Origin of the sequence: Robiginitalea aurantiaca (assembly GCF_030380815.1) — a bacterium.
Lineage (GTDB): Bacteria > Bacteroidota > Bacteroidia > Flavobacteriales > Flavobacteriaceae > Robiginitalea > Robiginitalea aurantiaca.
In genome coordinates, this window is the sequence record NZ_JAUDUY010000001.1 from 213,729 (window position 1) to 235,005 (window position 21,277).

The 21,277-nt window shown below is 47.2% G+C and carries 23 protein-coding genes; 12 read left to right on the forward strand and 11 right to left on the reverse strand.

Annotation, left to right across the window (positions count from 1 at the left end):
* The first annotated feature begins 66 nt into the window (after nt 1-66).
* Entirely contained in the window at nt 67-1,155 is a 1,089-nt protein-coding gene (locus QU605_RS00940; RefSeq protein WP_289723381.1) for a PA0069 family radical SAM protein, read from the forward strand.
* 14 nt (nt 1,156-1,169) lie between these two features.
* On the opposite strand, the gene QU605_RS00945 is transcribed toward QU605_RS00940, so the two are convergent.
* The 4 genes from QU605_RS00945 to QU605_RS00960 form a co-directional block, all read right to left on the reverse strand.
* The gene (locus QU605_RS00945; protein WP_289723382.1) at nt 1,170-2,594 is read right to left on the reverse strand and encodes a Gfo/Idh/MocA family protein; all 1,425 of its coding nucleotides are present in this window, start codon (nt 2,592-2,594) and stop codon (nt 1,170-1,172) included.
* 54 nt (nt 2,595-2,648) lie between these two features.
* Entirely contained in the window at nt 2,649-3,308 is a 660-nt protein-coding gene (locus tag QU605_RS00950; protein WP_289723383.1) for an HD domain-containing protein, read from the reverse strand.
* A complete protein-coding gene (locus QU605_RS00955; RefSeq protein ID WP_289723384.1) occupies nt 3,305-4,042 on the reverse strand; it encodes a lysophospholipid acyltransferase family protein in 738 nt (245 codons plus the stop codon). Before QU605_RS00955 ends, QU605_RS00950 begins: the two co-directional genes overlap by 4 nt.
* A 69-nt stretch (nt 4,043-4,111) precedes the next feature.
* Nucleotides 4,112-4,522, reverse strand: a complete 411-nt coding sequence (locus QU605_RS00960) for a BrxA/BrxB family bacilliredoxin (RefSeq protein ID WP_289723385.1) — start codon at nt 4,520-4,522, stop codon at nt 4,112-4,114.
* A 123-nt stretch (nt 4,523-4,645) separates the two neighbouring features.
* Between QU605_RS00960 and QU605_RS00965 the strand changes: the two genes are divergently transcribed.
* The 4 genes from QU605_RS00965 (at nt 4,646) to QU605_RS00980 (ending at nt 8,137) form a co-directional block, all read left to right on the forward strand.
* Nucleotides 4,646-5,371, forward strand: a complete 726-nt coding sequence (locus tag QU605_RS00965; RefSeq protein ID WP_289723386.1) for a TerB family tellurite resistance protein — start codon at nt 4,646-4,648, stop codon at nt 5,369-5,371.
* 25 nt (nt 5,372-5,396) lie between these two features.
* Complete coding sequence (locus QU605_RS00970) at nt 5,397-5,972, forward strand: HupE/UreJ family protein (RefSeq protein WP_289723387.1); 576 nt, start codon at nt 5,397-5,399, stop codon at nt 5,970-5,972.
* Nucleotides 5,973-6,087: 115 nt separating this feature from the next.
* Nucleotides 6,088-6,540 carry a deoxycytidylate deaminase gene (locus QU605_RS00975; RefSeq protein ID WP_289723388.1) on the forward strand — a complete coding sequence of 151 codons (453 nt, stop codon included), beginning with the start codon at nt 6,088-6,090 and terminating at the stop codon, nt 6,538-6,540.
* 1 nt (nt 6,541) lies between these two features.
* Entirely contained in the window at nt 6,542-8,137 is a 1,596-nt protein-coding gene (locus QU605_RS00980; RefSeq protein WP_434967906.1) for a S41 family peptidase, read from the forward strand.
* Between the two features lie 18 nt (nt 8,138-8,155).
* Here QU605_RS00980 and QU605_RS00985 read toward each other — a convergent pair whose 3' ends face one another.
* Entirely contained in the window at nt 8,156-8,362 is a 207-nt protein-coding gene (locus QU605_RS00985; RefSeq protein WP_289723389.1) for a hypothetical protein, read from the reverse strand.
* A gap of 320 nt (nt 8,363-8,682) precedes the next feature.
* Here QU605_RS00985 and QU605_RS00990 point away from each other — a divergent pair, with 320 nt between their 5' ends.
* A complete protein-coding gene (locus QU605_RS00990; RefSeq protein WP_289723390.1) occupies nt 8,683-9,261 on the forward strand; it encodes a DUF3109 family protein in 579 nt (192 codons plus the stop codon).
* Here QU605_RS00990 and QU605_RS00995 read toward each other — a convergent pair.
* Together QU605_RS00995 and QU605_RS01000 are read right to left on the reverse strand one after the other, a co-directional pair.
* Nucleotides 9,241-11,172 carry a tetratricopeptide repeat-containing sensor histidine kinase gene (locus QU605_RS00995; protein WP_289723391.1) on the reverse strand — a complete coding sequence of 644 codons (1,932 nt, stop codon included), beginning with the start codon at nt 11,170-11,172 and terminating at the stop codon, nt 9,241-9,243. The two genes, QU605_RS00990 and QU605_RS00995, sit on opposite strands and share 21 nt — an antisense overlap.
* A 13-nt stretch (nt 11,173-11,185) precedes the next feature.
* The gene (locus tag QU605_RS01000; RefSeq protein ID WP_289723392.1) at nt 11,186-11,914 is read right to left on the reverse strand and encodes a LytR/AlgR family response regulator transcription factor; all 729 of its coding nucleotides are present in this window, start codon (nt 11,912-11,914) and stop codon (nt 11,186-11,188) included.
* A gap of 341 nt (nt 11,915-12,255) precedes the next feature.
* Here QU605_RS01000 and QU605_RS01005 point away from each other — a divergent pair, with 341 nt between their 5' ends.
* Nucleotides 12,256-12,459, forward strand: coding sequence for a hypothetical protein (locus tag QU605_RS01005; protein ID WP_289723393.1), 204 nt, complete (start codon nt 12,256-12,258; stop codon nt 12,457-12,459).
* Between the two features lie 2 nt (nt 12,460-12,461).
* Nucleotides 12,462-13,031: a hypothetical protein gene (locus tag QU605_RS01010; RefSeq protein ID WP_289723394.1), complete on the forward strand. Its 570-nt coding sequence runs from the start codon at nt 12,462-12,464 to the stop codon at nt 13,029-13,031.
* Nucleotides 13,032-13,408: 377 nt separating this feature from the next.
* Here the strand turns inward: QU605_RS01010 and QU605_RS01015 are convergent, their stop codons facing one another.
* The 3 genes from QU605_RS01015 to QU605_RS01025 are packed head-to-tail and all read right to left on the reverse strand — an operon-like array spanning nt 13,409 to nt 16,699.
* A complete protein-coding gene (locus tag QU605_RS01015; RefSeq protein WP_289723395.1) occupies nt 13,409-14,317 on the reverse strand; it encodes a hydroxypyruvate isomerase family protein in 909 nt (302 codons plus the stop codon).
* Between the two features lie 13 nt (nt 14,318-14,330).
* Nucleotides 14,331-14,981 (reverse strand): gluconate 2-dehydrogenase subunit 3 family protein, encoded by a 651-nt coding sequence (locus QU605_RS01020; RefSeq protein WP_289723396.1) that lies wholly within the window; start codon nt 14,979-14,981, stop codon nt 14,331-14,333.
* A complete protein-coding gene (locus QU605_RS01025) occupies nt 14,981-16,699 on the reverse strand; it encodes a GMC oxidoreductase (RefSeq protein WP_289723397.1) in 1,719 nt (572 codons plus the stop codon). The genes QU605_RS01020 and QU605_RS01025 overlap by 1 nt, the downstream gene beginning before the upstream one ends.
* Before the next feature lie 201 nt (nt 16,700-16,900).
* Here QU605_RS01025 and QU605_RS01030 point away from each other — a divergent pair, with 201 nt between their 5' ends.
* Genes QU605_RS01030 through QU605_RS01045 form a run of 4 tightly spaced genes read left to right on the forward strand, consistent with a single transcriptional unit; the run spans nt 16,901 to nt 20,755 of the window.
* Nucleotides 16,901-17,902 carry a sugar phosphate isomerase/epimerase family protein gene (locus QU605_RS01030; RefSeq protein WP_289723398.1) on the forward strand — a complete coding sequence of 334 codons (1,002 nt, stop codon included), beginning with the start codon at nt 16,901-16,903 and terminating at the stop codon, nt 17,900-17,902.
* A gap of 13 nt (nt 17,903-17,915) precedes the next feature.
* The gene (locus QU605_RS01035; protein ID WP_289723399.1) at nt 17,916-18,359 is read left to right on the forward strand and encodes a DinB family protein; all 444 of its coding nucleotides are present in this window, start codon (nt 17,916-17,918) and stop codon (nt 18,357-18,359) included.
* Between the two features lie 12 nt (nt 18,360-18,371).
* Nucleotides 18,372-19,601 (forward strand): nucleoside permease, encoded by a 1,230-nt coding sequence (locus QU605_RS01040; protein WP_289723400.1) that lies wholly within the window; start codon nt 18,372-18,374, stop codon nt 19,599-19,601.
* 17 nt (nt 19,602-19,618) lie between these two features.
* Nucleotides 19,619-20,755, forward strand: coding sequence for a Gfo/Idh/MocA family protein (locus QU605_RS01045; RefSeq protein WP_289723401.1), 1,137 nt, complete (start codon nt 19,619-19,621; stop codon nt 20,753-20,755).
* Nucleotides 20,756-20,805: 50 nt separating this feature from the next.
* Here QU605_RS01045 and QU605_RS01050 read toward each other — a convergent pair whose 3' ends face one another.
* Nucleotides 20,806-21,273 carry an ASCH domain-containing protein gene (locus QU605_RS01050; protein ID WP_289723402.1) on the reverse strand — a complete coding sequence of 156 codons (468 nt, stop codon included), beginning with the start codon at nt 21,271-21,273 and terminating at the stop codon, nt 20,806-20,808.
* Nucleotides 21,274-21,277 lie beyond the last annotated feature (4 nt).

Here is a 21,277-nt window from a genome sequence, read left to right on the forward strand (position 1 = left end):
AAGGGGACATATCTCAGACCTTAAATCAACATTTTTTAAATTGGAATAAATCCATATATTTGGACAATGTCCGATATTTCTATTCAGAACTCAAATGCCCTCAACAGAGGCCGGGGTGCCCAGGAAAAGCGGAACAACCGTTTTGAAAAACTTAGGCACGAAGAATCACCTGAATATTTGGAACACCTTTTCAGGGAAGGGGAACCCCAAAAGGTAAAGACGACCTATCAGAAAATTTTTCCGAAAACCATTGTCAATCAGGTGCAAAGCCCCGATATCGGAATCGGTTACAGCATGAACCCTTACCAGGGTTGTGAACACGGATGTGTCTATTGCTACGCCCGGAACACCCATGAATATTGGGGATACGGCCCGGGGATTGATTTTGAGTCAAAGATCCTGGTGAAGGAAGAGGCCCCAAAACTATTGGATGCATTTTTAAGGAAGCCCAAGTGGAAAGCTACGCCCATTGTGCTCTCGGGCAATACGGACTGTTACCAACCCGCCGAGAAACACTTCGAGATTACGCGCGCATGCCTGGAGGTGTTTTTAAAGTACAGACACCCTGTTGGGATTATTACAAAGAACGCCATGATATTGAGGGACCTGGATTTATTAAAGGCACTGCACAAAGACCGCCTAATAGGTGTTCATGTCTCTGTGACCTCGCTTAATAAAGAGACCCGAAGCCTGCTTGAGCCAAGAACAACCACAACACCCCAGCGGTTAAAAACGATTAGGTTGCTGTCTGAGGCGGGAATCCCGGTCAATGCGATGCTCGCCCCCATTATACCCGGAATCAACAGCCATGAGATTATGGCATTGGCAGAGGCTGTGGCTGGGGTAGGCGCGCGATCATTCGGCTTAACGGTGGTTCGACTCAATGGCGCCATAGGAGATATCTTCACATCCTGGATCCAGAAAGCACTTCCGGATAAGGCAGAAAAAGTGCTTTCACTGATTAAATCCTGCCATGGCGGCTCTGTCAATGACAGTAGATTTGGTATACGGCAAAAAGGGGAAGGAGCCGTTGCTGAACAATTGCACCATATGGCGGGAATTGCCCGGAGACGTTATTTTAAGCATCGTGAATTTCCCGAATTAAATACGGCTTTACATCAGCAGTACAAGACCGGGCAGTTACCGCTCTTTTAGGGGCTGCAAGCGCTTCAGGTTAGTTCCCAGCCGCTTCTGTAACTCCCGTTGACCCACTCATTCGCCTTGTCAAAATTCGTCACGCGCATATTGGGGCCATCCCACTGGATTTTTCTTCTTCCCGGGTAGTCAAAGGGATCCCAATCCCCTATGTTTTTTCCGGGTTTCAGGGTTTTATTCTGGAAAGCGCGAATCGCTAAATTCCCCATGAGTACGGATTCCGTCAGGGGTCCGGATCGACTGAAATCAGAGGAGGTAGTTCCCCCATTCATGCAGGCGTCTACCCAATTCTTCTGATGACCTTCCACATCCCCTGCAATCCTTGGATATACCGGTTTAGGAGGGTTTAACAAATCCATCATTTCCGAGGGCAGGAGGCGGGCGTTTCTGGAATATACATCACAAACCATAATTCCCTTTGAACCGTAGAAAATACTTCCGCCACCCGTACCTCCTATCCGTTCCCCATCTTTTAATTCATCAGGCAGGTCCGGCAGGATACCTCCGTCGTACCAATTAAGGCGCACTTCTCCATGTTTTTCGGTGTCGAATTTTAACCGGACAATGGAAGAGGAGGGGCAGGAGGCGCTGTAATCCGCTTCCACAAAATCCCCGACCCAATTCGTTGTGCAGCTCGCTTCAGCTTCTGTAGGGTATCCCAGATCCAGGACACTAAAAGGGGTTTCCATAATATGACATCCCATATCTCCCATGGCTCCTGTTCCGAAATCCCACCATCCCCTCCATTTAAAAGGAAGGTATGCGTCGTTGTAGTCGCGCATTGCTGCCGGGCCGAGCCATAAATCCCAGTCCAGGCCTTCGGGAATGGAATGTATGTCTTTGGGGATCGGAATGCCCTGGGGCCAGACCGGACGATTCGTCCAGCAATCCACACGTTCTATTGAGCCGATGACCCCGGCTTCAACCCATTCCCTGGCGATTCGGCTATCATCACTCGAGGCGCCCTGATTCCCCATCTGTGTCACGATCCCCATCTCCTGGGCGGTTTTGGTCATGAGCCGTGCTTCCCGGATATTATGGGTAAGGGGTTTTTCAACATATGCGTGTTTTTTAGCCCTCATAAAAGGGAGGGCAATAGTCGCATGGGTGTGATCCGGGGTGGCGACCATAATGGCATCGATCTCCTTGAGGTGCTTGTCATATACCTTTCTGAAATCCCTGTATATTGCTGCCTCCGGATATTTCTCATAACTTCCCGAAGCGCGTCGATCGTCAACATCGCAAAGGGCAACGTATTTTACCTTTCCAGTTGCATCCAGTCCCTGCATGACCCCGCTGCCCCTTCCGCCAACACCAAAGGCGGCAACATACAGGGTATCGCTGGGTGGAACATGTCCTTTGCCGAGCACATAACTGGGGACAATACTAAAAGCCGCTGAACTTGCAGCTGCATTCTTGAGAAAGGTTCTTCTGCGCATTTATGATAGGATTAAAAATAGTTTAGGTCAAAAAGATACAAAAAGCGGTTGATTTCAAGCTTTTCCATTCCATTCATTATAGAACTCCTCCAGGAAATCCAACATGAACTGGTGGCGCCTTTCGGCCAGTCTTTTCCCCGTTTTGGTATGCATTAGGTCTTTGAGCAACAAGAGTTTTTCGTAAAAGTGATTTATGGTAGGGCCTGTGTTCTTTTTGTAGGCAGCCTTGTCCATTTTGGGATTGGGGGCGATCTCAGGATCATAGAGTTTACGACCAGCGAATCCTCCAAAATTAAAAGCCCTTGCGATACCAATGGCCCCCATGGCATCCAGTCTGTCTGCGTCCCGAACCACATGGAGCTCCTTGGAATCGAAAGGATTTTTGGGGCTGTCAAGGGTGTTTTTAAAGGACATGTGGCGGATTATTTTAATTACGTGATCCCTCTGTCCTTCAGGAATTTTGAGCTTTTCCAGAAAAGTGGAAGCTTTTTCCGGTCCGATTTCCTCATTCCCATCGTGGAATTTAGGATCGGCTATATCGTGCAGCAGTGCAGCCAGACTTACCACCAGGACGTCTACCTCCTCATCTTTTGCGATCAGAAGCGTATTTCGAAATACCCGCTGAATGTGAAACCAATCGTGTCCCCCTTCGGAGTCCTTTAATGCTTCCCGGACGTAAGTAATTGTTTCTTCGACAATTTCGGCATCGTTCATTTGCTGACTTTTATGGCTGAGCCAATGGTGGCTTCAATTTCTTCCAGTGTTTTATCTGTGCATCCCGCTGCCGGGACAGGAGGGTGTATTGTGAATTCAAGCCGTGCACCAAGGCCGTATGGAAACTTGCCAAACCGAAGTATTTTCCACGAATTATTGATGCTGACAGGGATAATTTGAGCGGAAGGAGCACTCCTTGTTAGCATTTTCAGGCCGACCATTCGAAATGCCTTCGGGTTTCCATCCCTGCTCCGGGTGCCCTCCGGAAAGATAACGGCACAACGACCGGTCCTTTCGATATAATCGCCAAGTTCCTTGATGGCTCCCAGGGACTGTTTTCGATCCTTGCGATCAATAAGTACGGAACCCCCGTGTCTGAGGTTATAGGAGACACTCGGGAGACCTCTTCCCAATTCTTTTTTGCTCACAAACTTGGGGTGCAATCTCCTGAGCTTCCATATAATGGGTGGGATGTCGTACATGCTCTGATGATTCGCAACCACGATGGTCGGTCCTGTAGCGGGGAGGAGTTCTGTGTTGTAGAATTTATAGCGGGTACCCAGAATGTGGGTACAACGCATCAGACAGAGGTTTAAGACGCTGACACTTTGTTTGTGCGCCTGGTATCCAAATACATTAAAACAGATCCATTGAATCGGATGAAAGATGACCAGGGTGAGGCCAAAGATCACCATGTAAAGGGCCGAAATAGGATAGGAAATGATTCGTTCCATGCCTTCAAAAATAAAAAACCGCCTGATAACAAGCGGTTTGTACTATAGAATTCTAAAATAGATTACGATCTAGCAGAATTCATCAAAAGCCTGAACAAGATTTTCGGCAATCATTTCCGCCGGACGGCCTTCGATATGGTGCCTTTCGATCATATGAACGAGTTCCCCATCCCTGAAAAGAGCCATACTTGGTGAAGAAGGTGGAAAGGGAACCATCAGGTTACGCGCAGCGTCAACGGCCTCGCGGTCTACTCCTGCAAAAACGGTTACGAGCCGCTCAGGGGTTTTTTCATTCTGAAGGCTCATTTTTGCTGCCGGTCTAGCATTGGCAGCGGCACATCCACAAACCGAATTCACAACGACAAGGGTAGTTCCCTCGTTCTTTATAGCGTTTTCTACGGCTTCTGCCGTATATAGCTCTTCAAATCCGGCGGAGGCCAGATCATCGCGCATGGGTTTAACTAACTCTGCTGGGTACATAGCGTTTTTAATTTTAGTGATTTACAAAGGTACAAAAACATACGAATTTTCAAGGTTTTCCAATGGGTATGGAAGGGTATCGATTTCATATTGAATCTTCTATCTTTGCCCAAAATTGTTAAAATGATCAAATGGGTTGCGGCCATACTCGGGTACTTCCTTTTCCGGCTTCCGGGAGCCCTGCTCGGGTTTTTTATGGGAAGCCTGGTCGACGCGATGAGTGATAAAGGAGGAAGCGTCTTCCGGGATTTGAACCGTTCTCAGGTTTCCCCCCAGGATTTTGAGCTTCACCTGATTTCACTTTGTTCAATTGTGATTAAGGCGGATGGCAGCGTGAGCCAGAGAGAGCTCGACTATGTCCGGCAGTATTTTCTCAGCACCTATGGGAAGGAAAAGGCAAATGCCATTTTTAGAACCTTTAATGAAGTCGTTAAGAAACGCGAGATATCGGCTCAGCGGATTTGCACTACGCTGAATCAGCGGACGCGCTATGAAGTTCGCTTACAGCTGGTTCATTTCCTGTTCGGCATTGCCGGGGCGGATGGAAGGGTCAGCCCGGCGGAATACGATAAATTAAGGGAAATTGCAGGATACCTCAGGCTTGGGAAAAGGGATTTTGAAAGCATCAAAGCGATGTTCGTAGAATCTGCTGATACTGCCTATACCATACTCGAAATTGAACGCACGGCCACCGATCAGGAGGTCAAAAAGGCCTATAGGGAGATGGCTAAAAAGTACCACCCGGATCGGGTAAATACCCAGGATGAAGCCATCCGAAAAGGGGCTGAAGAGAAGTTCAAAAGGGTACAACTGGCTTATGAAAGGATACAAAAGGAAAGGGGACTGTAGGCCGCGGGTATTAAATTTGTAGAGAATGAATGATTTTTGGTTTTATACTGAATTGGGATTCACCCATGTTTTGGATCCGAACGGTTACGATCACGTACTCTTTCTGACCGCCCTTGCCCTGCCCTTTACCTTTGTACAGTGGAAAAAAGTCTTCTGGCTGGCGACCCTCTTTACCACTACCCATTGTATTTCACTGGCGCTGGCTGCTTATGGAATTGTCGAAGTAAATTCGGATCTGGTGGAATTGTTGATTCCCGTAACCATACTGGTCACCGCCCTTTTCAACCTGAATATATCCGATAAGGCAGATGCCTCCAGGAAAGCCTTTCAGATAGACTTGGTCACCACAGGCTTTTTTGGCCTGATACACGGGCTGGGATTTTCGAATTACTTCAGGATGCTGATGGCGGGGGAGGATGAAAAAACAGGGCCACTTCTCGGTTTTGCCGCTGGAATTGAAGGGGCTCAAATCCTGGTACTCCTCGCAGTGCTGACCCTGACTTTTATTGCCCTCAATTGGATAAAAGTTCCCCGGAAGTACTATGTATGGGGCCTCAGTATTTTAATAGCCCTTATCTCCCTCAAGTTAATTTTTCTCTGAAACGGGTGTTTTTTCACTTAAAATTAACCCTGTAAAGGTTGTCAGGCTTTTTTAAAGCGGGTATCTTAGTGGATTACCGCAACAATAGCGCCTTAGGACACGTTAGCAATTCAGTGTGAAGAGTAAGAAACAGGAAAAATACGACCGGGCTTATTTGAGAATGGCTCACGAGTGGGGTAAGCTATCCTATTGCAAACGCAAACAGGTTGGTGCCATCGTCGTAAAAGACCGAATGATCATCTCAGACGGGTACAATGGAACACCGACCGGGTTTGAAAATTTTTGCGAGGATGAAGAAGGGTACACTAAATGGTATGTGCTTCACGCCGAAGCCAATGCCATTTCAAAATTGGCAGCCTCGACCCAATCGTGCGTGGGAGCAACTTTGTATATCACCCTTTCCCCCTGCCGGGAATGCAGTAAACTCATCCACCAGTCCGGCATAAACAGGGTCGTGTATCAGTATGCATATAAGGACGGTTCAGGATTGGAGTTCCTTAAAAGGGCCGGAGTGGTTTTGAGTCATTTGCCGGTAATTGAAGAGGGTGTGGAAATAGAAGAAAATTAAGGTGAAGAAGAGCTATTTTATCGGACCCACAGTTGTGGCATTTGCCCTTGCCCTCGGCATATTTGTCGGCGGCAAGCTCCACTTTGACGATAACCCCGAAAAGCTCTTTACCACGAATTCCAAAAAGGATAAACTCAACAGGCTAATCGATTATATCGACTATGAGTACGTAGATGAAGTGGATACGGATAGTATTGTGGATGTTACAGTCAATAATATCCTCGATAAACTGGATCCCCACTCTGTATACATTCCCAAGGATGAAATGGAGCGCGTCTCAGAGAACATGAAAGGCGATTTTGTGGGCATTGGCATCAATTTTTATATGTTCCGGGATACCATAACCGTTACCCGAACCATTAAAGGAGGTCCAAGTCAGCGACGCGGTTTGCGCCCCGGAGATAAAATTCTGATGGCAGATCAGGACACCCTTTATGACTTAAGGCTTGCCAATGACGAAATTGTATCCCGCCTCAAAGGCCAGGAGGGAAGCGAAGTCGTACTCACGGTATACCGGAAATCAGAGGACCGCATTTTTAAAATGCGCTTGCAGCGGGATCATGTGCCCATACGAAGTATTGATGCCTATTATATGTTAAAGCCTGACATGGGGTATATCCGGATGAACAGGTTTGCCGAATCGACTTTTGACGAGTTTCGGGAGGCCCTCCGGGACCTGAAGGATGATGGGGCCGAGAAACTGGTACTCGATCTGAGGGATAATCCGGGCGGGTATCTGAATGTGGCTGAAGATATTGCTGACGTCTTTCTTCCAAAAGGCCAGCTGATCCTTTTTACAAAGAACAAAAAGGGGCAAATCGAGAAAACTTTTGCCACATCGAAAGGCGGGTTTGAGGAAAAACCTGTCTATGTGCTCATCAATGAACGATCCGCTTCTGCCTCGGAAATAATTGCAGGGGCATTGCAGGACAACGACGTGGGAACCATTGTCGGCAGACGTTCCTTTGGGAAAGGCCTCGTACAGAGGGAAATGGCCCTTGGAGACGGGTCTGCGGTCCGGCTAACCGTGTCGAGATACTATACCCCAACGGGCCGTTCTATCCAGCGGGAATACCAAAATGGAACTCAGGACTATTACCACCAGTACATGCAGCGCTACCGCAATGGTGAATTGGAGTCTGCCGATAGTATCAGGGTAGCGGATTCCCTTAAATTTACCACGCCTAAAGGCAAGGTAGTCTACGGGGGGGGTGGTATTATCCCAGATGTTTTCGTTCCTATCGGGAGCAATGAAGAAGAGGCACTTGCAGCCATGGACGCCCGGGGCTTTTTCTCCTCATTCGGATTTGAACACCTTGAAGAAGATCGGGCGCGCTACGCGGATTATACAGAGGACGATTTCCGCACTGCGTACAGGGCCGATGACATTCTTTTCGAGCGCTTTATTGATTTTATGGACAGGTATAATTTCAGGCTGGATTATTACCGGCACCAGGATCTGATAAAGCGATACCTAAAAGCCGCTCTGGCAGAACAGTTATTCTCTCCGGATTTAAAAGCGGAGATTCTCGGGCAGGCCGATCCCATGCTCCAGCGTATCCTCGAAATGGATCAGCCCGGGGCAGAAGAGGAGTAACCATACCCGACCCCCTACTCAGGATTCCTCGTCTATCCTCTTTTGAATTTTTCTGGCTGTGTTAAAGATCAGCAGTAAGACGATGGCACAAAGGGAAGCGATAATGCAGATAATTGCGATAAAACTTTCCCCTTCAAAAGGACGCTCAAAATCCAGCACTGTGGTATTGTAACCAATAAGTGCAAAGGCGAGCAGAAGTAGTACAACAAGCAGTATTCTATTCATTTTAATCAGTTGTGGGCTCAAAAGAGCCGTTTTAAACTACGGGTGCAATCGTTTCTTCAGCAAACCAGTAGTATTCCCTTTATTCCTTCCTTTCATGAACCCGGCTCCCGGAATCCATTATGCAGGGAGGCAGGATTTTGCGTTTAAATCGGGATGCACCAAAGATAACACTCAGGAAAGATGTTGTAAAACGAAATGCCATTTGATAAACTCCGTATGCAAAGGTACAGTACACGGGGCGATGGTAAAAGCACTTTGTTAGGTGTCTGCGGGCATTAGTCCGGATTCGATATCTTTGAGCCAACTTACCTGAATAAATCATGTTTCAAATTGGAAAGACCCTTATTTCAGAAGAAATTCTTGAAACCGCATTTGTGTGTGACCTCAAGTCCTGCAAAGGTGCGTGTTGTGTTGAGGGAACCTCCGGGGCTCCGCTCCAATCGGAGGAACTAGATATGCTGGAAGAGATCTATCCGAAAGTAAGACCTTATCTCAGGCCGGAGGGAATCCGGGCTATTGAAAAGCAGGGGACTTATGTTAAAGGATCCGACGGGGAGTGGGAAACGCCCCTTGTGAACAACAGGGAATGTGCTTACGCCGTATTCGAGAAAGGAGTGGCCCAATGCGGGCTTGAAAAAGCGCATAAAGCGGGGGAGACTACCTGGAAAAAACCGGTTTCCTGCCATTTATACCCTGTCCGGGTTCGGGAATACACTCAGGTAACTGCCGTAAATTATCATCAATGGCATATTTGCGACCCTGCCTGCGGCTTAGGCGCAAGTCTGGAAGTTCCCATCTATAAATTTGTTCGGGAAGCCCTGATTCGGAAGTTTGGTGCTGCCTGGTATGAGGAGCTGGAGGAGGTAGCCGATCAGCATCTAAACGGTAGGGATTCTTAGGACGACCTCTGTGCCTGCCACCTTGCCATCTGCACCGATCACATCCGTTATGGACAAATCAAATGAATTCTGATAGACCCTTGAGAAATTTATAAGCCGTTCCCGGGTTATCGGTATTCCGACGGACTTTCGCTCTAAGGTTTTCTGCAGGTTCAATTTCTCAGACGCTTCCCTTCCGATCCCGTTATCCCGTATCGTAATTTCGATATAATCAGGACTGCTCCGGGTGACTTTAAGGCGAATTATTTTTTCCCCTTTTTTTGATGACAACCCGTGCCAGAGCGCATTTTCCAGGAAGGGTTGAAGCACGAGAGAGGGTGTTTTTATGGCCGCTGGGTTGATATCCGGAGCCACCTCTATTTTAAAATCGATTTCATCGTTGAATCGCGTATTCTCGATTTTCATATAGAGGTCCACTGTTTCGAGCTCTTCCTGAAGGCTGATGTCTTTTTCGGAGGAGGCATCAAGGATTTTCCGCACCAGCTTGGAGAATTTATTCAGGTATCGGATCGCATTCTTTTGCTCGTTATTGATGATAAAATGTTTGATGGAATTCAGGGAATTAAACAAAAAATGCGGGTTCATTTGACTCCGCAACCTGCTCTGCTCCAATGCGAGGACCTTCTTTTCGTTATTGAGCTTATTCTGCCGAAAAATGGTGTAGAGTATCAGGGAAAGCAATACGAGTAAAAGGGCCCCTACCAAAAGCGTATTGCGGTTGCGCCGGAGTTTGAGGTTTACGATTTCGTTTTCCTGCCGGAGTCTCTGAGCTACTTCTTTCTGCTTCTCAGATTCATATCTGAAAATGACGTCATTTACATATTTTATGTTGACATCGTTCGTGACCTGCCTTCGATATTTGTCCGATTCCCTGAAGTATTCCAGTGCGGTTTTAAAATTTCCACGTTCGGATTCGAGTTCCGAAAGCCTTTCATAGCTCTCGCAAACCCCTCTTAACAATTGATTTTCCCGAGCGATATCCAGGCCTTTTCGAAGATTGGTTTCCGCCAGGTTCCAGTTTCCCATCTTAAGATGGGCCCATCCCAGATTGTTGTATGCCGGGGCGATAATATGCTGATCCTTTGTTTGAAGTGCCATCGGCATGTTGGCATTCAGGAGTTCTATGGCATCTTCATACCGCTCCTGTATTATGTAAATGCGCGAAATACTATTTCCGCAAATAGCCTTACCGCGTTCTGAGTCGATTTCGGTATTGAAGAGCAATGACCTCTGGAAGCTTTGCAGCGCCTCTTCCAGCTTGCCCTGGGCCTCCAGGCATTCCCCGCTGTTCTGCAGGTTGATGGCCATTCCGAGCTTGTTTCCCAGAGCCTCTTCGAGACGAAATGATTGGCGGTAATGTTCCAGGGCAATGTCATATTGTTCCAGGGCCTGATAGATATTGCCAATACTGTTCAGGGATACATTCTTGCTTCGCTGTATGCCCGTCGATGGATTTTCAATACTCTCAGCCAGTCGCAGGGCTTCCTGGTTGTAGTCCAGAGCTGTCTTGATGGCATCCAGGCGTCGATAAACAACCCCGAGCATATTCAGACTGTAGATACGAAGTTCAATATTGCCGGATTCTCTGGCGGCATTCAGCGCTTTTTCATGGAATTCGATAGCCCTCCCGTATTGCGAGATGTTTCGATATAAAGTTCCGAGTTGGTTATAGCTATAACTTAAACCATCGTAAAAAAGGGCCTTTTCACTTTTTTCAATGAAATAGGTCATCAGAACTGAATCCCTTCTGTACGGCCTGAGAAAACCATCAAATCCTTTGTAAGTTTTCGGCTTTTCGGTAAGTACACTATCTACAACACGGAGGAAATCGTCAGGCACATCCTGGGCGCTCCCAACAAGTAGTGAGAGGCCAAAAATCAGGAAACAGATACGATGAGGTAAACGCAGCATTTTTGTTGACAGCTTAAATCAAATCCAAGAAATCGGATTTCTTCTTTCTGGAAACGGGGATTTTATGATTGGACACCAAAACCACATATCCATCCGTTTTCAGATACTCCTTTACTTTTTCCAGATTTATGATATAGGAATTGTGGATCCTGAAAAACGTATCCGGGGGTAAAAGTTCGTCTATTTCCTTAAGTTTTTTGGTCAATACAATCTTTCGTCCATCGGAGAGGAAAAGTGTGCTGTAATTCCCGTCTGATTCCGCATACAAGACGTCCTCATTGTCCAGGAACAATAATTTCCCATCCGTATTTACCGTAATCTTTTTACTGTGTGCATGCTTCCCGGTTAGGAGTCTTTCCAAACGGTCAACAGAAATGTTTTTTGATTTGTACCGATGAATTTTAGCAATGGTTTCCCTGAGGTCATCGGCATCAATCGGTTTAAGCAAATAGTCTATAGCCTCGTTTTTCAGGGCCTTTATGGCATACTGATTGTAAGCCGTTGTAATAATGATGGCCAGATCCTTATTCTGGAGTTTTTGAATGAACTGGAACCCATCCATGGCGGGCATTTCAATATCCAGAAAAAGGCAGTCCGGGGAGTTTAAATGCAGGTAATCAAGTGCTTTTGAAGCATCGTTAAAGGTAGCCACAACGGTGATCTCGTTTGGAAAGTGGCTTAATTCCCAGGCAAGGCTTTGAATGGCTTTTTCTTCGTCGTCAACGATTACAGCTTTAATCATGGCCCAAGGTATTATTCCTGAAATTTATAAAAAATGCACGGAACTGTCCGCTGTTCTCTTGCAGAGATCCAAAAATGGGGACAGCTATCGAACTTGGGATGTCAATACCGCACTTGAATGAAGAATAATCATACAATTAAACAAATGAAATTCAAGGAGTTGAAGGCTAACTCCGGATGGACCCATATTTATCGGGAAATAGAACTTTCTTTTTGATTTCAAATTGCGGTTTATACAAATTTTAAAGCGGTCCATACATAAACCCCAAATCGATAGGAACAATTCACCTAGATTGGTTATGGTTTTACTGAAAACAGGACATTGCAGTAATTGAAAAGATTATGAAAAGATGTTTATTTTTCTTTTTAGCCCTTGTTGTGGCCATCTCTTTGGCTTTACTGACAGAATCTCCTGTGGTAGATGACCTGCAAGATCAAACCGCTTCCAACTATATTAAGGACGATATGCAAAGCCCGGAAGTGCCTGAAGAAGGTACTGCCGTCGATCTTGCCGATGCCTATGGGAGTCAACCTCAGAATCCATGAAAATGAATAATACCAGGTGGTTAAGGCTTGCATTGCCACTTCTTTTGGTCTTCATCCTGGTGATTACCATTTCCTATATCGATCCGCAGACCTTTCGGAAGAATGTTGATCTGGCCTCAGGGAATTATATGATTGAAACCCTGGTGGACCACAAAAGTAATATGTTGCGCGGCCCGGTATATTTTGAGTATTCAGAACAACAGAACAATCCCGTGGAAACACGGATATTTAAACTCCATTTTGTCAACCCGCTGATCGCAGAAGGCCCGGGATTTGGTTTTATGATTCCCCTTCCAGGTACGGAAGAAAGGATAGAGGCTGGGACGTATTCCGTGGATAGGGAGCATCGGGGGATAATGAATAATTCTGAAACCGTATTCGGATATGCCGATATGGGAGGTAATACGTCCGCCCTGTATTTTAGTGATTCCGGATCGATCTCTATTTTGACTTCTGCTCCAACCGAAATCCTGGGTAAAATCGATATGGTTTTAGACGATGGAAGTGGAGGATCAATTAGAGTAATAGGAGATTTTAAAGCACAGCAACTCCCACCAGGTATTGGGAAATAGGCTTAGTGTACAATTTGAAGTCAAACAATTGAAGTACGGTTCCTGAAGCTTGTTATTAACATAGCAACTTTATAGGGCGCAGTTGACATCGGAACTGGTAGACTCCTTTTGTGAGTTTACTCAGATTGAATTTAGGTTTCGGGGGAACTACCTGATTCATTTGCCGGTATCAATGATAGATTTAAGCGTCTTGGGGCCGTACTGTTTGACTTTATAAATCCACAAAACCAGTCAGATCAGGTATAGACGCTCCCTTTTTTGGAACAGGAATTCTTTTGTTTTGCACGTTTACGGGATACAGAAATGACAGCAGTTTGCTTTTTACGGACAGGTGTCCCTTTTTCTGAGCTAAGATGATATCCCTAACAGGAATAATTTTAAGGGTCTACCGCCCGGTAGGCTTCAATAATCGCCTGTTCGCCTTCCTTGCCGCTTTTCGAATTCCCGTGTTCCATGCCCAAAATCCCGGAATAGCCTTTGGTTTCGATAAACTTAAAGACGTTACTGTAGTTAATTTCTCCAGTTCCCGGTTCCTTGCGGCCGGGATTGTCACCAATTTGAAAATATGCGATTTCATCCCAGCACGCTTCGATGTTAGGGATCAGGTTGCCTTCCTGAATTTGCTGGTGATAGATATCGAAAAGGATTTTGCAGGAAGGTGAGTTTACAGCCCTGCAGATTTCATAGGCCTGAGGGGATTCTGAGAGAAATTGCCCGGGATGATCTCTGAAATTAAGGGGCTCCAGCACCATAATCAGGTTGTGCGGCTCCAGGATTTCAGCGGCTCGGCGCAAGGAGTCCGTAACATGCGCAGTTTGGTAAGCCATGGATTGCTGCATATCCACATGCCCGGGGACCACTGTCATCCAGGTGGCGCCGATGCGTTTGGCAACTTCGACCGATGCGCTTATTTCATCTAAAAAAACCTTTCTGATTTCCGGGTTCCCCGAGGCCAGGTGCGGTTTGGACCAAGAGATGGTATGGGCAACAAAAACACCCATTTGCATCTTGTTATCGGACAGGAATCGCCCCATCTTTTCCTGCAGGGATACGGGGCGATTTTTCATTTCGTTGTCTTCGAAAGCCCTAAATCCCTGTTCGGCCATAAAGCGGAGCTGATCCATAGGATCTTTCCCGGCATGTGCCTGAAACATTCCCAGGTGGGGTGCAAAATTCAAACGGAAAGGGTTGGGAGGCATCCCAGAGTCCTTCCCATAAATTCCGGGTATTGTCGCAGAGGCAACTGCAGCAAGACTTGAATTGCGGATGAAGGTGCGACGTTTCAAAAAACCTCTTCTGTTAAATGGACCAGGCCTTACCTCCTGTAAGTTCGTCAAGATCCCCGCATCCGATGTACTCTCCGGGTACGGGCAAATAGGCGAGCACTTCTTCCCCTACGTATTCTGAAGTCTTGTAAGACCAGATTACCGCCCCCCTGAACTGGGTGGCGAAGGCAAATGCGGAGGCGTCTTCATCCAATGTTGCAGTCTTTCCTTGAGCAATAGCTTCATTATAGGTTTGGAGGGTTTCACCTATGAGATCTTCTTCTGCCTTATCCCGTTTTTTCAGGGCCTCTGCCAGAACGGGCTCAAGTTCTTCAGGACTTAAAGATTCCCCCATCTGCTTTCCGGCTTTTTCCGTCGCTTTTTTGATAAAGTTTCCGAGGTGCATCCGGAACATTTGCTGTTCTTCCGGCTCCGAAACCTCATTCATATAACGATCCAGAAATTTGTGTACACCCACTTCTGAAGCCGAGGGGGTATCGGTTTTCGGAAGAATCAGGTCAGCTACCTGCCGGATAACAGCCCCTTCTTCCGGGGTGAAAAATTCCGGAATCCATTCCGGAGCGGTATCCTGCTTACAACTTTGCATCAGGCTGATCAGGGTAGGGGTGGCTACGGTGTATCCCAGGGCCAGCCCCATATTCTTTAATGCGATTCTTCTGTCCATCAGATATTTCCTTTTTTAAGTTCTTGTACTGCGTGTTGTGCAGCTCTGGCTGTAAATGCCATATAGGTAAGCGAGGGATTCACACAGGCCGCCGAGGTCATAAAAGCACCGTCGGTCACATAGACATTCTTAACGGCATGAATCTGATTGTATCCATTGAGGACAGATGTTTTGGGGTCTCTGCCCATACGTGCAGTTCCCATTTCGTGAATTCCCAGGCCGAGGGCTCCCGGATCGTCGAATGGCTGTACGTCCTTCAATCCTGCCTTTTCAAGCATATCCACCGCCTGTTCCTTCATGTCTTCACGCATCTTCCATTCGTTGTCTTTGAATTCGGCATCAAATGTAACTGTTGGAAGTCCCCATTGATCGAGGTTGTCATAATCCATGGTCATGCGGTTATCCTCATAAGGCAGGACTTCTCCGAAGCCACCCATCCCAAAATTCCAACCCCCGGGTTTAAGGATCTCCTCTTTGAGTCCTTTTCCATGAGAAAGTTCTTTGATTGTATTTTCCCAATTTCCTCTGCTCGCACCTCCCTGATATCCATAGCCGCGGATAAACTTGTCGGTATTTGAACTACCGCCCAGATTACGGAACCTCGGGACATAGATCCCGTTGGGTTTTCGGCCTTTATAGTATTTGTCTTCAAAGCCTTCAAACCTGCCCCCGGCACCAACCCCCAGGTGGTGGTCCATGATATTGCGTCCGAGTTGGTCTGAATCGTTGCCCATCCCGTTCGGAAAACGATCCGATTTGGATTGCATCAATATGGAGGTAGAGGCAATTGAGGAAGCGCAGAGGAAAATTACCTTCGCCTTGAATTCATACGTCTCTTTGGTAACCCTGTCGATGACCTTGACGCCCGTCGCCTTCTTGGTGTCGGGGTCGTACATCACTTCGTGTACAATAGAATCGGGTCTCAGGGTCATATTTCCGGTAGCTTCTGCAGCCGGAAGTGTGGAGGAATTACTGCTGAAATAGGCCCCGAAAGGACATCCGCGTATACAGCGGTTGCGATACTGGCAGCGCATGCGGTTCTTCCCCTCGAATTGTTTGTCGCTATTAATATGTGCAACCCGGCCGGCGGTAATCACCCTGCCGTCAAAATGCTCGGAGACCTTTTCACGCACATGCTGTTCTACGCAGTTGAGTTCCATCATCGGTTCGAAGACCCCGTCAGGGAGTTGTGGAAGTCCCAGGTTTTCCCCTGTAACACCGATATAGGCTTCGACCTTGTCATACCAGGGTGCGATATCCCTGTATCGGACCGGCCAGTCTACGGCAATGCGATCCTTTTTATTGGCTTCAAAATCCATGTCGCTCCACCGGTAACTGTGACGTCCCCACATGATGGAGCGCCCACCTACATGGTAGCCGCGCATCCAGTCGAAGCGTTTGGTTTCGTTATACGGATGCACAAGGTCGTCTACGAACCAAAAATTATGCTGTGCTCGTACCGTATAGCCGGTACGGGCCTGTTTGAGCTGTTTGGCTTTCTCTTCTCGCGATAGTTGTCCGTTGTTTGGAAAATCCCAGTCGTCCATGTTGGCAGTGGGATAATCTTCTATATGGTTGACCATTCGGCCCCGCTCAAGGACCAGTGTTTTAAGACCTTGCTCACATAATTCTTTGGCTGCCCAGCCACCGCTGATTCCGGTGCCCACCACAATGGCATCATATGATTCGGCTTCCTGATTGTAAAAGAACTTACTCATTAAAGGATTTGTTTGGTTTCTAAAAGTATTAAATATTAAATTAATTTTCTACATTTAAAATCTGTTAAAACCGGGATGACTCGGATTCAAACGCCCTTTAAACAGGGATTTTCAGCTTCCGAACCGGAGGCGATATGAATTCTCTGAACGGCGAGACTTCAGGGTTTTCCTATAAAACCGAAATAGCGATACCCCCTTTATATGAAACGCAGAAATTTTATTTACAAGAGTGGTCAGGCCGGGATTGCCCTGGGCATATTGGGCATGATGGCCTGCAAAGAGAAAGCAAAAGAGGAAAACATGGATGCCGATACGGCAGCTCCTGAAGTTAAAGCCGAACCCTTCTTCAAGTTCTCTCTGGCCCAATGGTCCATCCACCGAATGATACAAGAGGAAGGCCTTGACCCCTATGAATTTGCTGCAAAGGCAAAATCCTGGGGCTTCAGTGGGCTTGAGTATGTGAGCCAGTTATATGATGACGAATTGAAACCTGCCTCCTTTTCCCCCGAGGCCATGCAGGCTTTTATCGACAAGTCTAATGAGGAAGCCCGAAAATACGGCCTTCAAAACCTGTTGATCATGATTGATGATCAGGGAGACCTTGCCCTCAGCGATGAAGGGGAGCGAATCGCAGCAGTGGAGAATCATTATAAATGGGTGGATGCGGCTCAGGCAATGGGATGCCATTCCATCCGGGTTAACCTCTCCGGGAGCAGTGATCCGGAACAATGGGTTCCAAATTCAGTCGATGGCCTGCGCAGACTGGCTACCTATGCTAGTGGTAAGGGAATCAATGTGCTGGTCGAAAACCATGGGGGCCTATCCTCGAATGCCGGCTTACTGGCAAAAGTCATGGAAGAGGTGGGCATGGAAAATTGCGGAACCCTTCCCGACTTTGGTAATTTTTGTATCCACAGTGTTCAAATGCCCGACGGGGACGATAAGTGCGAGGAATCCTATGACCGATATAAGGGAGTGACCGAACTCATGCCTTATGCTAAAGCGGTGAGTGCAAAATCAAATGTTTTTGATGCATCGGGGAATGAGGCCGTAATCGATTATGTAAAGATGCTTCAAATTGTGAAAGACGCAGGATACACCGGGTTTATCGGAGTGGAGTATGAGGGCGATGACCTCAGCGAGGAAGCGGGGATAGCCGCTACACGCGATCTTCTGATAAAAGCTGGGAAGCAGGTCTCCTAAGCCACAGAGCGCAATGAAGACATTCTTCCACCAGATTTTCGACTATAATTATTTCTCCAACAAACAACTGATTACGGCTTGTTCTGCCCTGGAAGAAGTTCCCGCGAGGAGCGGGAAGCTTTTCAACCACATCCTCAATGCCCATCATATCTGGAATGCGCGGATTCTGGAGCGGGCGTCTGAATTTGGCGTCTGGCAAAACCATGAAATGGATGCATGGGAGGAAATCCATTACGACAACCAGCGCAACTCTTTTGAAATCATCAGCAATACAGAACTGTGGGAGCGGCGCATCAAATATGAGGATTCCGAAGGTTCTCATTTCTCGAGTAGCCTGCAGGATATCCTTTTTCATATCATCAACCATTCCACACATCACCGGGGACAGATCCTGACAGATTTCCGGGCTCAGGGTATCGACCCCCCCATACAGGATTACATATACTATAAACGATAAACCAACTACTCCATGAAACCGACCGTCAAATTTCAATTATCCCTGATGATGTTTCTCGAATTCTTTATTTGGGGAGGCTGGTTTGTTACCCTGGGCACATTTCTCGGGGATAACCTGAAAGCGGACGGGGGTGAAATTGCCATGGCATTTTCCACACAATCCTGGGGAGCCATAATCGCTCCATTTATCATAGGGCTTGTGGCGGATCGTTATTTTAATGCCGAACGGATCCTGGGCGTATTGCATCTTCTTGGAGCAGTCTTAATGTATCAGATGTACACTTCGGTTGATTTTGCCGGATTCTACCCTTATGTGCTGGGCTATATGATCATTTATATGCCTACCCTGGCCCTTGTGAATTCCATTTCCTTTAATCAAATGAAGGATCCGGCCAAGGAGTTTTCCCTGGTACGCGTCTTTGGAACAATCGGTTGGATTGTGGCCGGGCTGATCATCAGCTACGTCTTTTTATGGGACTCCCCCGGGGCGAGGGCAGAAGGGATGTTAAAAAACACTTTTTTAATGGTGGCCATCGCCTCTGCAGCACTGGGATTGTTTAGCTTTTTTCTACCCAAAACCCCTCCCACCGCGGACCGGGGGGAGAAAGTGGGTATTTCCGAAATCCTTGGGTTGGATGCCCTGAAACTCCTGAAGGACCGCAATTTCCTGATCTTTTTTATCTCCTCCATCTTAATTTGTATCCCGCTCGCATTTTACTACCAGAATGCGAATCCGTTTCTGGCCGAAATTGGGGTGGATAACCCAACTGGAAAAATGACAATCGGACAGGCCTCGGAAGTGTTGTTTATGCTTCTGCTGCCCTTCTTTTTCAAGCGATTCGGATTTAAAAAAACCATCATGGCCGGGATGCTGGCCTGGACAATTCGCTATGCGCTTTTTGCGTATGGCAATGCAGGGGATCTGGCATTTATGCTAATTCTGGGGATTGCGCTTCACGGAATTTGTTACGATTTCTTTTTTGTGTCCGGTCAGATTTACACAGATTCCAAGGCCGGAGAAAAATACAAGAGCGCGGCTCAGGGACTCATTACGCTGGCAACCTATGGTTTGGGCATGCTCATCGGGTTTTGGGTGGCCGGTAAGATTTACGACATGAACCTTATTTCAGAGAACAGCCACGACTGGAACAGTATCTGGACCTTCCCTGCCATATTCGCATTGGGGGTATCAGTCCTTTTCGCGCTGTTCTTTAAGAATGAGGTAATCGAATACAAGGAATAACATCAAAGTTTAGAATTATGCCAAAAAAAATACGGCTTGGGATTCTTGGGGGTGGCGGGGACTCGCTCATCGGAGTCCTTCACCGGGTAGCGGCCCATATGTATGACAGCTATGAAATTACAGGTGCTGTGTTTAGCCCGGATCTTCAGGAGAGTTTGGATTTTGCAAAGGAAATCGACATTCCCTTAGACCGGATTTATCCGGATTTCGATACCCTGATAGCCGAGGAAATGAAGCTGCCGGAGTCAGAGCGCATACAGGTATGCTCGGTTCAGACCCCGAACTTCCTTCACTTTCCAATGGCTAAAAAACTATTGGAGAACGGATTCCATGTGATTTGTGAAAAACCCATGACCACGACTTATGAGGAAGCTAAAATCCTCAGGGACACCCATAAAAAGGCGGGAAGCGTCTTTGCCGTAACCCATACCTATACGGGGTATCCTATGGTGCGTCAAATGCGTGAACTGATCAAATCCGGCGCACTGGGTAAAATTCACAAGGTAGACGCACGCTATTATCAGGGATGGATAAACCCGATCATTCACGATGCTGAAAAGCGCGCTTCGGTTTGGAGGCTCGATCCGGCTAAAGCGGGAATCAGCTCCTGCATGGGAGACATTGGAGTACACGCCTTCAACATGATCGAATACACTACAGGCCTGCAGATTAAATCCCTCCTTTGCGATTTTAATTACCTCTATACAGATAACCTTATGGATGTGGACGGCACGGTGCTTATCCGCATGGATGAACACGTAAAAGGAGTCATTCGTGCAAGTCAGGTCGCTACGGGTGAAGAGAATGGTCTGGCCATCCGGATCTACGGTGAAAAAGGCGGTCTGGTCTGGGAGCAGGAACGCCCGAATTTCCTCTACAAGCTCAGCGATGCGGAACCTTTGCAGGTATATAAACCGGGCCATGCCTACAATTCTGACTTATCTCTGGACGGGACTAAATTACCTGCAGGACACCCTGAAGGGATTTTTGATGCCATGGGCAATATTTACCGGGGTGTCGCCAGAGCCATAAGGGGTGAAGCATTCGATGCCGGGGAGTTCCCTACGATGACCGATGGGGTGCGGGGCCTGAATTTTATTGAGGCCACAGTAGCCTCTCATAAATCCGGGAATACCTGGGTTACGCTCGATTGAGTATTAAAAAGGAAGATACAAATTTTTCAGGGCTAACCCCGGGTTTGCTTTTAGGGCAGTTTGTAGATAAGTTCAAATTCTTCGCAAACGATGATCATACTCTCCACAGGGGTCTTCCCGAAAGCTTCCAGCTCCCTGGTGTAGTAGTCCCAATGTGATGTTTTCCAATATTCCAGTGATCCGTCACCCTCCCCTTCAAGGCGGGCGTGCTCTGCGGAAATGCTGAAAAAGGGTTTTAAGCGGACCTTAAGGGTTCGAGTGATTCCATAGGCCTTACCTTCCCAATCTGTTATGATGTTGAGGTCTCCAATTTTAGGCAGGCGCTCTTTCCGAAATTGCAGTCCGAGCAAGGAATGTGAGGTAACCCTTTTCTTCCCTGAAAGCACCAGTTCAATACAGGATGCAGCAATCTCTTCCGAGTCTCCGAAATGATCGGCGGGCGGATGGGGCTGAGATTGGTATTCGGGATGGTCTGCGATAAATGCTTCCCATAATTCAGATACAGACGAATGACTCATAAGC

What these genes read in the sequence shown, in the direction of transcription:
- QU605_RS01050 (WP_289723402.1), bottom strand. Translation starts at nt 21,273, where the DNA reads ATGAGTCATTCGTCTGTATCTGAATTATGGGAAGCATTTATCGCAGAC.
- QU605_RS01005 (WP_289723393.1), top strand. Translation starts at nt 12,256, where the DNA reads ATGAAAAGATGTTTATTTTTCTTTTTAGCCCTTGTTGTGGCCATCTCT.
- QU605_RS00965 (WP_289723386.1), top strand. Translation starts at nt 4,646, where the DNA reads ATGATCAAATGGGTTGCGGCCATACTCGGGTACTTCCTTTTCCGGCTT.
- QU605_RS00950 (WP_289723383.1), bottom strand. Translation starts at nt 3,308, where the DNA reads ATGAACGATGCCGAAATTGTCGAAGAAACAATTACTTACGTCCGGGAA.
- QU605_RS01020 (WP_289723396.1), bottom strand. Translation starts at nt 14,981, where the DNA reads ATGGACAGAAGAATCGCATTAAAGAATATGGGGCTGGCCCTGGGATAC.
- QU605_RS01035 (WP_289723399.1), top strand. Translation starts at nt 17,916, where the DNA reads ATGAAGACATTCTTCCACCAGATTTTCGACTATAATTATTTCTCCAAC.
- QU605_RS01025 (WP_289723397.1), bottom strand. Translation starts at nt 16,699, where the DNA reads ATGAGTAAGTTCTTTTACAATCAGGAAGCCGAATCATATGATGCCATT.
- QU605_RS00970 (WP_289723387.1), top strand. Translation starts at nt 5,397, where the DNA reads ATGAATGATTTTTGGTTTTATACTGAATTGGGATTCACCCATGTTTTG.
- QU605_RS00955 (WP_289723384.1), bottom strand. Translation starts at nt 4,042, where the DNA reads ATGGAACGAATCATTTCCTATCCTATTTCGGCCCTTTACATGGTGATC.
- QU605_RS00940 (WP_289723381.1), top strand. Translation starts at nt 67, where the DNA reads ATGTCCGATATTTCTATTCAGAACTCAAATGCCCTCAACAGAGGCCGG.
- QU605_RS01040 (WP_289723400.1), top strand. Translation starts at nt 18,372, where the DNA reads ATGAAACCGACCGTCAAATTTCAATTATCCCTGATGATGTTTCTCGAA.
- QU605_RS00990 (WP_289723390.1), top strand. Translation starts at nt 8,683, where the DNA reads ATGTTTCAAATTGGAAAGACCCTTATTTCAGAAGAAATTCTTGAAACC.
- QU605_RS01045 (WP_289723401.1), top strand. Translation starts at nt 19,619, where the DNA reads ATGCCAAAAAAAATACGGCTTGGGATTCTTGGGGGTGGCGGGGACTCG.
- QU605_RS00995 (WP_289723391.1), bottom strand. Translation starts at nt 11,172, where the DNA reads ATGCTGCGTTTACCTCATCGTATCTGTTTCCTGATTTTTGGCCTCTCA.
- QU605_RS00985 (WP_289723389.1), bottom strand. Translation starts at nt 8,362, where the DNA reads ATGAATAGAATACTGCTTGTTGTACTACTTCTGCTCGCCTTTGCACTT.
- QU605_RS01010 (WP_289723394.1), top strand. Translation starts at nt 12,462, where the DNA reads ATGAATAATACCAGGTGGTTAAGGCTTGCATTGCCACTTCTTTTGGTC.
- QU605_RS00945 (WP_289723382.1), bottom strand. Translation starts at nt 2,594, where the DNA reads ATGCGCAGAAGAACCTTTCTCAAGAATGCAGCTGCAAGTTCAGCGGCT.
- QU605_RS01030 (WP_289723398.1), top strand. Translation starts at nt 16,901, where the DNA reads ATGAAACGCAGAAATTTTATTTACAAGAGTGGTCAGGCCGGGATTGCC.
- QU605_RS00960 (WP_289723385.1), bottom strand. Translation starts at nt 4,522, where the DNA reads ATGTACCCAGCAGAGTTAGTTAAACCCATGCGCGATGATCTGGCCTCC.
- QU605_RS01000 (WP_289723392.1), bottom strand. Translation starts at nt 11,914, where the DNA reads ATGATTAAAGCTGTAATCGTTGACGACGAAGAAAAAGCCATTCAAAGC.